General features: G+C 71.1%; 11 protein-coding genes. 3 read left to right on the top strand and 8 right to left on the bottom strand.

All coding sequences use genetic code 11. From position 1 onward, the window contains the following. Window positions 1-68: 68 nt before the first annotated feature. Genes P8A18_RS08280 through P8A18_RS08290 form a run of 3 tightly spaced genes read right to left on the bottom strand, consistent with a single transcriptional unit; the run spans window position 69 to window position 3,259 of the window. Window positions 69-947 (bottom strand): sugar ABC transporter permease, encoded by an 879-nt coding sequence (locus P8A18_RS08280; RefSeq protein WP_306053144.1) that lies wholly within the window; start codon window positions 945-947, stop codon window positions 69-71. Beyond that, entirely contained in the window at window positions 944-1,960 is a 1,017-nt protein-coding gene (locus P8A18_RS08285; protein WP_306053146.1) for a carbohydrate ABC transporter permease, read from the bottom strand. The genes P8A18_RS08280 and P8A18_RS08285 overlap by 4 nt, the downstream gene beginning before the upstream one ends. Before the next feature lie 21 nt (window positions 1,961-1,981). Continuing rightward, window positions 1,982-3,259 (bottom strand): extracellular solute-binding protein, encoded by a 1,278-nt coding sequence (locus tag P8A18_RS08290; protein WP_306053148.1) that lies wholly within the window; start codon window positions 3,257-3,259, stop codon window positions 1,982-1,984. A gap of 378 nt (window positions 3,260-3,637) precedes the next feature. On the opposite strand from P8A18_RS08290, the gene P8A18_RS08295 reads away from it, so the two are divergent. After that, a complete protein-coding gene (locus tag P8A18_RS08295) occupies window positions 3,638-4,702 on the top strand; it encodes a LacI family DNA-binding transcriptional regulator (protein ID WP_306053149.1) in 1,065 nt (354 codons plus the stop codon). 139 nt (window positions 4,703-4,841) lie between these two features. Next, a complete protein-coding gene (locus P8A18_RS08300; RefSeq protein ID WP_306060758.1) occupies window positions 4,842-5,750 on the top strand; it encodes a phosphatase PAP2 family protein in 909 nt (302 codons plus the stop codon). Between the two features lie 56 nt (window positions 5,751-5,806). Here P8A18_RS08300 and P8A18_RS08305 read toward each other — a convergent pair whose 3' ends face one another. The 5 genes from P8A18_RS08305 to P8A18_RS08325 all read right to left on the bottom strand — a co-directional run bounded on the left by P8A18_RS08305 (window position 5,807) and on the right by P8A18_RS08325 (window position 12,249). After that, the gene (locus P8A18_RS08305) at window positions 5,807-8,797 is read right to left on the bottom strand and encodes a bifunctional [glutamine synthetase] adenylyltransferase/[glutamine synthetase]-adenylyl-L-tyrosine phosphorylase (RefSeq protein WP_306053151.1); all 2,991 of its coding nucleotides are present in this window, start codon (window positions 8,795-8,797) and stop codon (window positions 5,807-5,809) included. 185 nt (window positions 8,798-8,982) lie between these two features. After that, window positions 8,983-9,783 (bottom strand): putative protein N(5)-glutamine methyltransferase, encoded by an 801-nt coding sequence (locus P8A18_RS08310; protein ID WP_306053152.1) that lies wholly within the window; start codon window positions 9,781-9,783, stop codon window positions 8,983-8,985. Between the two features lie 166 nt (window positions 9,784-9,949). Continuing rightward, on the bottom strand, window positions 9,950-10,177 hold the full coding sequence (locus tag P8A18_RS08315) for a hypothetical protein (RefSeq protein WP_306053154.1): 228 nt from the start codon (window positions 10,175-10,177) through the stop codon (window positions 9,950-9,952). Window positions 10,178-10,298: 121 nt separating this feature from the next. Beyond that, the gene (locus P8A18_RS08320; RefSeq protein WP_306053155.1) at window positions 10,299-11,480 is read right to left on the bottom strand and encodes an NADH:flavin oxidoreductase; all 1,182 of its coding nucleotides are present in this window, start codon (window positions 11,478-11,480) and stop codon (window positions 10,299-10,301) included. A gap of 28 nt (window positions 11,481-11,508) precedes the next feature. After that, window positions 11,509-12,249, bottom strand: coding sequence for a Type 1 glutamine amidotransferase-like domain-containing protein (locus tag P8A18_RS08325; RefSeq protein ID WP_306053156.1), 741 nt, complete (start codon window positions 12,247-12,249; stop codon window positions 11,509-11,511). 369 nt (window positions 12,250-12,618) lie between these two features. Between P8A18_RS08325 and P8A18_RS08330 the strand changes: the two genes are divergently transcribed. Further along, window positions 12,619-13,263 (top strand): hypothetical protein, encoded by a 645-nt coding sequence (locus P8A18_RS08330; protein ID WP_306053158.1) that lies wholly within the window; start codon window positions 12,619-12,621, stop codon window positions 13,261-13,263. Window positions 13,264-13,283 lie beyond the last annotated feature (20 nt).

The following is a 13,283-nucleotide window of genomic DNA, read 5'->3' on the forward strand; positions in this document are numbered from 1 at the left end:
GGGTCGGGATGCCGGCGCCACCGTGACTGGTGCGTGCGGGTCGTACGGGCGCGTGCCGCTGAGGACGCTCAGCCCTTGACGGCTCCGGCGGACATGCCGGTGACAAGGTGCTTCTGCGCGAACAGGAACACCAGGGCCGCGGGTATCGCGATCAGTACGGACGCGGCGGTCATCGGACCCCACTGGGCGCCGTACTGGTTGACGAACAGCTGGAGTCCGCCCGCGAGGGTGAGGTTGTCCTCGCCGACCATGAAGGCGGAGGCGTACGCCACCTCGCCCCAGGCGGTGATGAAGGAGTAGAACGCCGTGACGGCGAGGCCGGGCTTGGCCAGCGGCAGGATCAGCCGCCAGAACGTGCCGAACGGGGTGAGGCCGTCGACCTGCCCCGACTCGTCGATCTCGCGCGGGATGGTGTCGAAGAAGCCCTTCATCATCCAGGCGCAGAACGGCACCGAGATGGTCAGGTAGGTGATGACGAGCCCGGCGGGCTTATTCAGCAGCCCCATGCCCGCCATGATGTTGTAGATCGGCACGATGAGGACGGCGACCGGGAACATCTGGGTGATCAGCAGCGTCCACATCAGCCCGCGCTTGCCGGGGAACCGGAAGCGGCTGACGGCGTAGCCGGTGGAGGCGGAGACGATGACGCCGATGAGCGTGGTGAGCCCCGCGACGATCAGCGAGTTGCCGAACCAGGTCAGGAACTTCGTGTCCTTGATGAGGTTCGTGTAGTTCTCGAACGTCGTCTCTTTGAAGAAGTCCGTGGTGGACGCGAGTTCGGCCGGCTTCAGCGAGGTGAGCAGGACCCAGAGCACGGGGAAGACCGCGATCACGGACGCGACGATCAGCGTCAGGTGCAGGGCCGTGGAGGCGAGCGGCGAACGCTCGCCGCGCTTGCGGACCTTGGGCGCGGAGTGCCGCGCGGCGGGGGTGGTTGCGGTGGTCACCAGTCATCTCCCTGAGTGCGCAGGACTCGCCGGTAGACGGTGGCGAAGATCAGCAGGAGTACGAGGATCAGCACGCCCCAGGTGGAGGACTGCGCGAAGTCGCGGGGGCTGATCTCGAAGGAGAACTTGTACGCCTGCGTCACCAGGATCTGGGTCGCGTCGCCGGGTCCTCCCCGGGTCAGCAGGAAGATCACCGGGAACATGTTGAAGGTCCAGATGGTGGAGAGCAGGATCACGGTCGTGGAGACCGGCCGCAGTCCGGGCAGAGTGACGTGGCAAAAGCGCTGCCAGGCGCTGGCGCCGTCCATCTCCGCGGCCTCGTAGTGCTCGCCGGGTATGGACTGGAGACCGCCGAGCAGGGCGACCATGATGAACGGCACGCCGAGCCACACGTTGACCACGATGACGGCGACCTTGGCGATGGTGGGGTCGCCCAGCCAGTCGATCCCGTCGAAGCCGGCGCCGGAGAGGATCTTGTTGAGCAGCCCGCGGTCGTTGTTGTAGAGGAAGCGCCAGGCGAAGACGGAGACGAACCCGGGGACCGCCCAGGGCAGGATGAGCGCCATCCGGTAGGCGGAGCGCCCGGCGATCCTGCGGTTGAGGATGTTCGCGAGCGCCATGCCGAGGACGAAGGTGATGGAGACGCAGGAGACCGTCCACACCAGGGTCCACCCGAGTGTGCCGAGGAACTGTTCGCCGGTGAGCGCATCGGCGTAGTTGTCCAGACCGACGAACTTGTACGTGGCGGGCAGGTGGTTGACACCGATGGACCGCGCGACGTTGCGCTCGTTGGCGTCGGTCAGCGACAGGAAGATGCCGCGGACCAGCGGATAACCGATGATCACGCCGATCACGACGACGACCGGGGCCACCATCGTCCAGGCGTACCAGTGTGTCGACAGCGCCCGCCGGAGCTTGCCCGGCGGCGGGGGGTTGCCAGTACCGCGGCTCCGGCCGCGGGCGACGTCGTCGCCCGCGGCCTTCGCCACCGACTGGCTGGTGTGGACAGCCATCAGCCGGCCTGCCTTCCTGAGTTACTTCCAGCCGTCAAGGAGCTTGCGGTAGGCGGTACCGGTCGTCTTGACCGCCTTCTCCGGGGAGGTCTGGCCGGTGAGGGCCTTGGTGTACTCGGTGACGAGCGGCGCGAAGAGGCTGCCGGTCTCCGGGATCCAGGGGCGCTCGACGGCGCTCTCGACGACCGGCTTGAAGAAGCCGACGATCTCGTTGTCGACCACGGACTCCTCGGCGTAGGCGGAGGTGCGGGTCGGCAGGAGGTTGAGCTCCTTGGTGACCTGGGCCTGCGTCTTGACGGAGGTCATGTAGTCGACGAAGGCGTAGGAGGCCTCAAGGTTCTTGGAACCGGCGTAGACGGCCAGGTTGTGACCGCCCTGCGGGGCGCCCTGCGCGACGGAGCCGGCCGGGACCGGGGCGACGCCGAGGTTGGCCTTGTCCTTGAACTCCTTGCCGGCGTACGTGTCGGCGACGGCCCACGGGCCGTTGATCATCATCGCGACGTCGCCGTCCTTGAAGGACGCCTGCATGTTGTCCCAGCCGTCCGTGGCGTCCGTCTTCGCGACGCCGGAGTCGACCAGGTCCTTGACGAGCTTCATGGCCTTGACACCGGCCGCGTTGTCGATGGTGACGGCCTTGTCGGAGGCGTTGACCATGTCGCCGCCCTCGCCGTACAGGAAGGGCAGGAACCAGTACGCGTCGTCGCCGCGCAGGTAGAGGCCGGTCTTGCCGGTCTTCGACTTGATCTTCTTCGAGGCGGACTTCAGCTCGTCGATCGTGGTGGGGACCTCGACGCCGGCCTCCTTGAAGATCTTCTTGTTGTAGAAGATGCCCAGGGAGTCGATCACCTGCGGAACGGCGAACGTCTTGCCGTTGTACTTGGTGGAAGCGGCGGCCTGCTTCAGGAAGTCGTCCTGCTTCTGGAGGGCCGTGGTTCCGTCCAGCGGGGCGAGGTAGCCGAGGTCAGCGAACTCGGGGGTCCAGGCGACCTCGGAGCGGATCACGTCGGGGGCGCCGGAGCCCGCCTGAGCCGCGTTCTTGAACTTGTTCTGCGCGTCACCGAAAGGCACGTTGACGTACTTGACGTCGACCTTCGGGTGCAGCTTCTCGAAGCCCTCGGCGATCTTCTTGAAGACCTTGTCCTCACTGCCCGCGGTGGAGGTGTCCCACCACGTGACGGTGCCGGAGAGCTCGCCCGAGCTCTTGGAGGTGCTGTCGGAACTGTCGTCATCGCTGCCGCAGGCGGTCGCCGCGAGCGCCAGGGCCGCGACCAGGGCGGTGGCCGTTATGCCACGTCGCATCTGAACTCCTTCAACTGCCGTACCGCTCCGTCGCGGCGCCGGGTCGACGTGAACGTAACAAGGATGAAAGACGACCGAAAGACTTTGCGGAAGATTTCTGCAAGCCCCGGTGATCGTTACATTGGCGTGTCCTCAAGGTTGCCGTCAAGACTCTTGACGAAACCCGTCGACCCCTGACAGAGAAGGGTCACCAGCCCCGATTCCGCAGTGCGACGATCCGACCGCAGCCGGCGAACCACCGCCGCAAGACCTTGCAAGACATTGCTGCGGACCCCTGCGGGACGCTCCCCCGGGCTGCAAGCCCGCCCACCGCCGCCGCTCCCGCCCGATTCCCTGCCTGGTGGGCAATCCGACCCGCTCCCGGTACAGTCCATTGCCATGACCGCACGGCTTGCCGATATCGCAACTCAGGCGGGGGTCAGCGAAGCGACGGTCAGCCGCGTACTGAACGGCAAGCCCGGGGTTGCCGCTGCCACCCGCGAATCCGTCCTCGCCGCGCTCGACGTCCTCGGCTACGAACGGCCCGTACGCCTGCGCAGGCGCAGCGCGGGGCTCGTCGGCCTGATCACGCCCGAGCTGGAGAACCCCATCTTCCCGGCGCTCGCCCAGGTCATCGGGCAGGCGCTGACCCGGCAGGGCTACACCCCGGTGCTGGCGACCCAGACCCCGGGCGGCTCCACCGAGGACGAGCTGACGGAGATGCTGGTCGACCGGGGCGTCTCCGGGATCATCTTCGTCTCCGGGCTGCACGCGGACACCTCCGCCGATATGCAGCGCTACGAACAACTGCGCGCGCAGGGCGTGCCCTTCGTCCTGGTCAACGGTTTCTCGCCCAAGGTGCAGGCGCCGTTCATCTCGCCGGACGACCGGGCCGCGATGCGGCTGGCGGTGACCCATCTGGTGTCGCTCGGCCACACCCGGATCGGGCTCGCGGTCGGCCCCAAGCGCTTCGTCCCCGTGCTCCGCAAGATCGAGGGTTTCCACACCACGATGCGCGAGCAGTTGAACCTGACGGCGGACGAGGTCGAGGAGCTGATCCAGCACTCCCTGTACACGCTCGAAGGCGGTCAGGCAGCCGCGTCGGCGCTGATGGAGCGGGGCTGCACGGCGGTGGTGTGCGCGAGCGACATGATGGCGCTCGGCGCGATCAGGGCCGCCCGCAGGCTCTCCCGCGAGGTCCCGCGCGAGGTCTCGGTCGTGGGCTACGACGACTCGCCGCTCATAGCGTTCACCGACCCGCCGCTGACCACGATCCGCCAGCCGGTCACGGCGATGGGCCAGGCCGCGGTGCGCACACTCCTGGAGGAGATCGGCGGCACGCCCGCCCCGCACAGCGAGTTCGTCTTCATGCCGGAGCTGGTCGTACGCGGTTCGACGGCCGCCGGCCCCGGCACGGCCGCCACCTCGCAGGCCGCTCCCCCAGGATCGCACGCCCGCCCGTAACAGGCCTGCCGGACGTGCAACTCGCGCCCCGCCGGAGGATCATCGGGCGGAGAGGGCAAATCTGGCAGACTCTGTGCCTATGGGTGAATTGAGCGTGAAACGACAGGAAGGCCGCACGGAGGCCACCCCGTCACCCATCGTGAACGAGGCGGCTCCCGAGGCGAACACGAAGCAATCCGGTCGCGCGCACGGGATCGGCAGAGCGGTCGAGAGACCATTCGGCCACGTCGTGTCACGACTGCGCTCCCCGCGGTCGCCCCGGCGGCCCCGGCTCTGGTTCGAAATCCTGCTCATCGCACTGAGTTACTGGCTGTACTCGCTGGTGCGCAACGCGGTCCCGGAGCAGAAGGCCGCCGCCCTGGCCAACGCGGACTGGCTGTGGTCGGTCGAGCGGTTCCTCGGCATCGCGGTCGAGCAGTCGGTCAACCACGCGGTGAACTCGGTGTCCTGGCTCATCGTGTCGATGAACTACTACTACGCGACCCTGCACTTCATCGTCACCATCAGTGTGCTCGTGTGGCTGTTCCGCAGACACCCCGGCCGGTACGCGGCAGCGCGGCTGGCCCTGTTCGCGACCACGGCGGTCGCGCTCGTCGGCTACTACCTGTACCCGTTGGCGCCGCCCCGCCTGATGAACGGCGGCAACTTCATCGACACGGTCCTGGTCCACCAGACCTGGGGCTCGATGGCGTCGGGCAACTTCAAGAACATGTCGAACCAGTACGCGGCGATGCCGTCGATGCACATCGGCTGGTCGCTGTGGTGCGGCCTCACCATCTTCGCCCTGGCCTCGGCCCCCTGGGCGCGCGTCCTGGGCCTGCTCTACCCGACGGTGACCCTGATGGTCATCGTGTCGACGGCGAACCACTTCTGGCTGGACGCGGTGGGCGGCGTGGCCTGCCTGGCGTTCGGTTACGCGGTGTCGTACGCCTGGTACGGGTCGCTGCCGCACCGGTTGCCGAAGCGGATCGCGCCGAAGACGGGGCGCAGACCACGGCTGAGCGCGCTGTCGGCGCAGCCGCGCGAGGCGGCGGCGACCCGCCACTAGGGCCTGTCCGGCGATTGAGGAGCGGGGTGTGGGGCAGCGCCCCGCGAGCCCGCGCCTCACCCCCCGTAGAACCGCTCCTCCACAACCCCCCGCGCCCGCCGCGTGATGCGGCGGTAGTCGTCCAGCATGTCGCCCACGTGCCCCTCCTCGTACCCGAGGTAACGGCCCACCGCGGTCAGCTCGCGCGGGACCGAGGGGAAGGTGTCGCCTGGCCGGCCCCGTACGAGCATCACCGCGTTGCGGACCCGGGTGGCCAGGACCCACGCCTCGTCCAGGGTCCGGGCGTCGTCCTCGGGGATGAGGCCCGCCGCGCACGCCGCGGCGAGTGCCTGGCGGGTGCGGGTGGTCCGCAGGCCGGGGACCGACCGGGCGTGCTGCATCTGCATCAGCTGGACCGTCCACTCGACGTCGCTCAGGCCGCCCCGCCCCAGCTTGGTGTGGAGGGTCGAGTCCGCGCCGCGCGGCATCCGCTCGGACTCCATGCGGGCCTTGAGCCGCCGGATCTCGCGGACCGCGTCCTCCCCCGGCCCGTCCTTCGGATACCGCAGCGGGTCGATCAGCGCGACGAAGTCCGCGCCCAGGTCCAGGTCCCCGGCCATCGGCTCGGCCCGCAACAGGGCCTGGCTCTCCCAGCCGAGCGACCAGCGCCGGTAGTACGCCCCGTACGACTTCAGGGTGCGCACCAGCGGGCCGCTCTTGCCCTCGGGGCGCAGGTCGGCGTCGATGATGAGGGGCGGGTCTGCGGTGGGCAGCTGGAGCAGCCGGCGCATCTCGGAGACCACCCGGTTCGCGGCCCGGCTCGCCTCCTGCTCGTCCACGCCCTCGCGCGGCTCGTGGACGAACAGGACGTCCGCGTCGGAGCCGTATCCCAGCTCGTGCCCGCCGAAGCGGCCCATGCCGATGACCGCGAACCGGGTGGGCAGGGTGTCGCCCCACTCCGCGCGGACGGCGGCCCGCAGCGCCCCGGCGATGGTGACGGCGTTCAGGTCGGTGACGGCGCCGCCGACCCGGTCGACGAGGGCGCCCGGGTCGGACTCGGCGGGGCTGTCCTCCGTGCCGTAGGAGCCGATGAGGTCGGCGGCCGTCGTGCGGAACAGCTCGCGCCTGCGCACCCCGCGCACCACCGCGACGGCCGACTCCGCGTCGCCGGCGCGGCCCACGGCGGCCAGCACCTCCTGTTCCAGGTGTGCGCGGCTGCGGGGGGCGAGGCCGTGCGGGTCGCCGAGGATGGTGACGGCCTCGGGGGCGCGCAGCAGCAGGTCGGGGGCGAGCCGGCCGGCCGACAGGACCCGGGCGAGGTTCTCCGCCGCGGCCCCTTCGTCGCGCAGGAGCCGCAGGTACCAGGGGGTCTTGCCGAGCGCGTCGGACACCTTGCGGAAGCCGAGGAGTCCGGCGTCCGGGTCGGCGGAGTCCGCGAACCAGCCGAGCAGCACCGGCAGCAGGGTGCGCTGGATGGCGGCCTTGCGCGAGACCCCGGAGGACAGGGCCTCCAGGTGCCGCAGGGCGGCCGCCGGGTCCTCGTAGCCGAGGGCCACGAGCCGGGCGGTGGCGGCCTTCGTGCTGAGCCGGGACTCGCCGGGCGCGAGCTGGGCGACGGCGTCGAGCAGCGGCCGGTAGAACAGCTTCTCGTGCAGCCGTCGCACCACGGACGCGTGCCGCCGCCAGGCCTGGTTGAGCTCGGCGATGGGGTCGGTGCGCAGTCCGAGGGAGCGTCCGAGGCGGCGCAGGTCCGGCTCGTCGTCGGGAACGAGATGGGTGCGGCGCAGCCGGTAGAGCTGGATGCGGTGTTCCATGGCGCGCAGGAACCGGTAGGCGTCGTCCAGCTGTACGGCGTCCACGCGCCCCACGTAACCGCCGTCGGCCAGCGCCCCCAGCGCCTTCAGGGTCGATCCGCTGCGCAGGGCGGGGTCGCTGCGGCCGTGGACGAGCTGGAGCAGCTGGACGGCGAACTCGACGTCCCGCAGCCCGCCGGGGCCGAGCTTCAGCTCCCGGTCGACGCGGTCGGCGGGAATGGTGTCCACGACGCGGCGGCGCATCTTCTGCACGTCGGGGACGAAGTTCTCGCGGTCGGCGGCCTGCCAGACGAGCGGCGAGACGGCTTCGACGTACTCGGCGCCGAGCGCGGTGTCCCCGGCCACCGGCCGGGCCTTGAGGAGCGCCTGGAACTCCCAGGTCTTGGCCCAGCGCTGGTAGTAGGCGAGGTGCGAGGAGAGCGTACGGACCAGGGGCCCGTTGCGGCCCTCGGGGCGGAGGTTGGCGTCGACGGGCCAGATGGTGCCCTCGGCGGTCGTGTCGGAGCAGATCCGCATGAGGTGCGCGGCGAGCCGGGTGGCGGCCTGTATGGCCTTGTTCTCCTCGGCGCCGTCGGCGGGTTCCGCGACGAAGATGACATCGACGTCGGAGACGTAGTTCAGCTCGTGGCCGCCGCACTTGCCCATCGCGATGACCGCGAGCCGGCACCGCGCGGCATCGTCGGGGGCCGCCGCCGACGCGATGCGCAGGGCGGCCCGCAGGGTCGCGGTGGCGAGGTCGGCCAGCTCGGCGGCGGTCTCGGCGACGTCGGTGGTGCCGCAGACGTCCCGGGCGGCGATGGACAGCAGGCACCGCCGGTAGCCGGCGCGCAGCTCGTCCGGATCATCGGCCCCGGCCAGCTCCTGCTCGAACTCGGTGACCCCGGGGTGCAGGTCGGTGGCCTCGTACGTGACGAGAACCTGCCAGTCGCGGGGGTGGCGTGCCAGGTGGTCGCCGAGCGCCTCCGACGCCCCGAGCACCCCGAGCAGCCGGTCCCGCAGGGGCTTCGCCGTGACCAGGGTGTCCAGCAGGATCTGCCGCTGGTCCGCCTCCTCGGCCTCGACCAGCCGGACCAGGCCGCGCAGCGCCAGATCGGGGTCGGCGGTGGCCCCGAGCGCGTCGAGGAGCACGGAGTCGGAGCGTACGGAGGAGAGGCCGGGCAGGTCGAGCAGCCGCTCGGCGGCGGACGGGTCGGTGAAACCGTGCCGCAGCAGTCGGGTGAACGTACTGCTCCTGCGCCCCGGCACCATCGTCATTCCGCGCTCTCCCGCTCGCCGCCCGATCAGCTTCCGGCCTCCCGAGCCTAGCCCTCCGCCCCCGGATTCGGAGCGCGCGGGTGGCGGTGGTCCGCCCGCGTCTCCCGGGCCGCCGTTCCCCGTACCAGGGGCTTCGCGAGGACCGTTCCGGTCTCACCGGGCGTCGTGATCCACGGGGCCGGCGGTCATCCGGCCGCGATCGGCGTCCTGGTCCCCGTCACCACGGTCGCGTACCGCTCCTCGCAGGAGTCGACGCGCGCCACGAGCCCGCTGTCCGCCAGGACCCCTGCGGCGCGTTCCGCCTGCCGCTCGCTCGTCTCGGCGAGAAGGCTGCCGCCCGGGGCCAGCCAGTGGGGGGCCTCGGCGGCGACCCGGCGCAGGACGTCGAGGCCGTCGCCGCCGCCGTCGAGGGCGACGAGCGGTTCATGGACGCGGGCCTCGGCGGGCAGCAGGGCGACGTCGCCGGTCGGTACGTACGGCACGTTGGCGAGCAGCACGTCCACCCGCCCGCGCAGGGTGCCGGGCAGGGGGGCGAAGAGGTCGCCCTCGTAAACCCGGCCCCGGTCCCCGATGTTGCGCCGGGCGCAGCGTACGGCGGCGGGCTCGACATCGGCGGCGTGGAGTTCGACGCGGTCCAGGGCGGCGGCGAGCGCGGTGCCGAGCGCGCCGGAGCCGCAGCACAGGTCCACGACGACGGCCGGGTCGGGGGCGAGGGCGGCGGCCCGGCCGATCAGGAACTCGGTGCGGCGGCGGGGTACGAACACGCCGGGGTCCACGGCGATCCGCAGCCCGTTGAACTCGGCCCAGCCGAGGACGTGTTCCAGGGGGTGACCGGCGGCGCGGCGCTCCGCCATGGCGGTGAGTTCGGCGGGGCCGGCGGCGGTGGCGGCGATGAGCGCGGCCTCGTCCTCGGCGAAGACACAGCCGGCGGCACGCAGGGTGGCGACGAGGACGGAGAGAGCGGGCGGTGACAGGGGGACCGGCATGGTGCGGAGCCTTTCGGAGGAACGCCGAGGGGTGCTCCGCAGCCGGTCAGGTCCGGTCGGCCACGCGATCGCTGGGGGTGAGCACCCGGGTCGATACAGCGGTAATGGGTCCCACCTCCTTGGCCATGTCCCCGTGCGGGGATGCGAAAGACTACCCCAGATCCGCTCAGCGCTTCCGGGGCCGGTAGTCGTTGCCGCCGTCCACGAGGCGGTTGTGGACGGCGATCGACCTGTTGGCGGCGCGGATGTCTCGTATCTCCGCGCTGTGGTGCCGTTCGATCTGCTGGCCGTCGAAGTTTTCCGTACGGCGTCGGCGCTGCTGCAACGTGAGCTTCGCGATCAGAAGGACGATCGCGCCCAGGAGCAGCCCGAGCAGTGTGAGGACCGCGTACATCGTGTCCCTCCCCCATTCCCCCGGTCACGGCCTCGGCGGTCCCCCGTCGGCCGGCCGGTGGGGCACGTGATCTCCACATCATTGTGGGTGACCGACAACGCCCAGTCCAGGGCCAACACCCCTATACCAGTGGGCAGTGGGTCCCCGTGTAGATGGTGGGCATGCAGCGGTTGCAGTGGATGCAGCCGGACACGGTTGCCGCGTCGCCGGCGATGCGGCGCAGCAGGTCGGGTTCGTGCAGCAGGGCGCGGGCCATGGCGACGAAGTCGAAGCCCTCGGCCATGGCACGGTCCATGCCCTCCCGGTCGGTGATCCCGCCGAGGAGGATCAGCGGCAGCTCCAGGGCGGCCCGGAAGCGGCGGGCGTCCTCCAGCAGATAGAGCGGCCGGTAGGGGTACGTACGGAAGAACGCGCGCCCGAGGGCCCGGATGGCGACGCGTTGTGGGAGCGGGAAGTTGGCCGCGAACTCGGTGACGGGGGCGTCGCCCCGGAAGAGGAACATGGGGTTGAGCAGGGAGCTGCCCGCGGTGAGTTCGAGGGCGTCGACGCTGCCGTCGTCCTGGAGCCAGCGGGCGACCTGAAGGCTCTCCTCCACGGTGATCCCGCCGGGCGCCCCGTCCTTCATGTTCAGTTTCGCGGTGATGGCGAGCCGGTCGCCCAGCGCTTCGCGTACGGCCCGCGCGATGTCCAGCGCCACGGCCGCCCTGGCCCGCAGGGACCCGCCGTAGGCGTCGGTACGCCGGTTCAGCCGGGGGCTAAGGAAGGCGCTGGCCAGGTAGTTGTGGCCGAGATGGATCTCCACCGCGTCGAACCCCGCCTCGGCCGCGAGCAGCGCCGCGTCGGCGTGGGCGGTCACCACCCGGGCGATGTCCTCGGCGGTGGCGGCCTTGTTGCGGCGCATGCTGAGCGCGTTGAACCCGCCCATCGGCGCGAGGGAGGCCACCCCGTTGGACCGCCCGTCGGCCACCGGCCCGGCATGCCCGAGCTGAGCGCAGACCGCGGCCCCGGTGGCGTGCACCGCCTCGGTCAGCCTCCGCAACCCGGGCAGCGCCTCGCCCCGCATCCACACCTGCCGCCGCTCGGTCCGCCCCTCCGGCGACACCGCGCAGTACGCCACGGTGGTCATCCCGACACCACCCTCGGCGGGGCGCAGGTGGTAGTCGATGAGCTCCTGCGTCACGAGTGCCTCGGGGGCGGCCCCTTCGAAGGTGGCCGCCTTGATGACCCGGTTGCGCAACCTCAGCGGCCCCAGCCGGGCCGGGGCCAGCACATCGGGTACGACGCGTTTCTCTCCGCCCGCCATGGGGCGCAGCATGACACGGATCTGACGATTAGTCAGCAACCGTGCGCGCCCCCGTCCCGAGCCGCCGGCACGGCAGGGCACGCTCCCGGACGCCGCCGTGCCCGTCGGGTTCCACCCGGTACAGCCGGGCCCGGTCCGTGCGCGCCACGGCCTCGACCAGCCGCCCGCCGTCGCCGAAGAGCGCCCCGGCGCCGTCCTCCACCGCCCACCCGGCCGGCAGCACACCGGCCGCCACCGCGGCCCCGTAGGACGGGCGGCGGCCCGGCTCGCTGTCGTAGTGCGGGCAGACGGATCCGGGCAGGAGGCCCAGCCCGTCGGGAAGATGGGTCAACGGCCCGAAGGAATCGGTGTGCGAGCCCTCGGCCCAGCAGTTGGCGCCCGCGCTGATCCCGCACAGCAGCACTCCGCGCTCGTACGCCTCGCGCATCAGCCGGTCCACTCCCTGCGTACGCCAGACGGCCAGCAGGTTGGCGGTGTTGCCGCCGCCCACGTAAAGGACGTCCTGAGAGAGCAGGAACGCGCGCAGGGCGTCGTCGTCCAATTCCCGCCGGAACAGATCCAGTACACCGGGCTCGCAGGGGCGCGTCCGAAAGGCGTGGTGGAACCGCGCGATGTACTCGGGAGCATCACCACTGGCCGTCGGCACGAAGCACACCCGTGGCCGCGGACTCGCCACCTGCCCGAGCACCCAGTCGTCCAGCAACCCGTCGTCGTCGGCGGAGAACCCGCCTCCGAGCAACGCGATCCGAGGCTCGGCCCCGGCGCTCACCGCACGCCCTCCGCGCCCTCGAAGGTGCGGGCACCGGCCTCCCACCGCAGTCCCGGCGGCCGGGCCCGGCCCGCCACGGACCCGGGCCCCGGGCCCTCGAAAGGCCGCCGCCACACTTGAACACCGCCGGTCCGCGCCATGCCTGCCCTCTTGGTCGGCCACCTCGTCCGGGGGCAGCCACTCGACCGCCGTCCGCTCGTGGACAGCCTCTCGTACCCGCCTTCGGTACGACAGCGAAATACCGGTCGAGCACACCTCCGGGCTGCGCCCAGGCATCGCGGCCCAGTTGCGTCCCGTCATCGCACCCCTGCCGAAGTCGCCTCCCGGACAAGGGGGTTGGGGTCCGCCCGAAGGGGGTAGCACTAGGCGATGGTCACTATCGCCATCGTGGCTCTGGCATGTTTCGCGATCCCGGCCGTCGCGCTCTTCGTCCTGGTCCCGAGCATCCGGCACCAGAACGAGGCCGCCACGGAGGCGGACGAAACCCGCAAGGCACGGGCGACGAAAGCCGGCTGGCGCGTCATCGAGGACGCCTCCGCCCTTCCGGAGCCGGTGCGTCACAACACCCGAGGCGGTGTGCGGGTCCTGATGCTGGCTCATCGGCGCACCGAGGACGTCGACATCTGGGCGGTCGCCCGGGAGACGATGGCGTTCGGAGGCGCCCGGCGCCAGTCCCTCCTCGCCCATCTGCTGCCCGTGCACCACATCGAGGACACGCCGACGATGTACGTGACCCTCCGGCGCGGCGGTTCCGCCCCCGCGGCACAGAAACCCGACCTGTTCGACCGCCGCTACGAGATCGTCTCCGACGACAGCGACAGCGACCGCGCCCACGCGCTCGTGACGGAGGGGATCCGCCTCATGACGCGCCGGCTGAACCTGGACGGCTGGGATCTGGAGGACGGGATGCTGACCGTACGGTTCGACGGGATGCTCCAACCGGCCTCCCTGCAACGCCGCCTCCTCGGCCTGGCGCGACTGGCGAAGGCCGTATCCGGCCGGCCTGCCCCCTGACCGGCAGACGCACCGGGAGG

Source organism: Streptomyces sp. Mut1, assembly GCF_030719295.1.
Classification (GTDB): domain Bacteria; phylum Actinomycetota; class Actinomycetes; order Streptomycetales; family Streptomycetaceae; genus Streptomyces; species Streptomyces castrisilvae.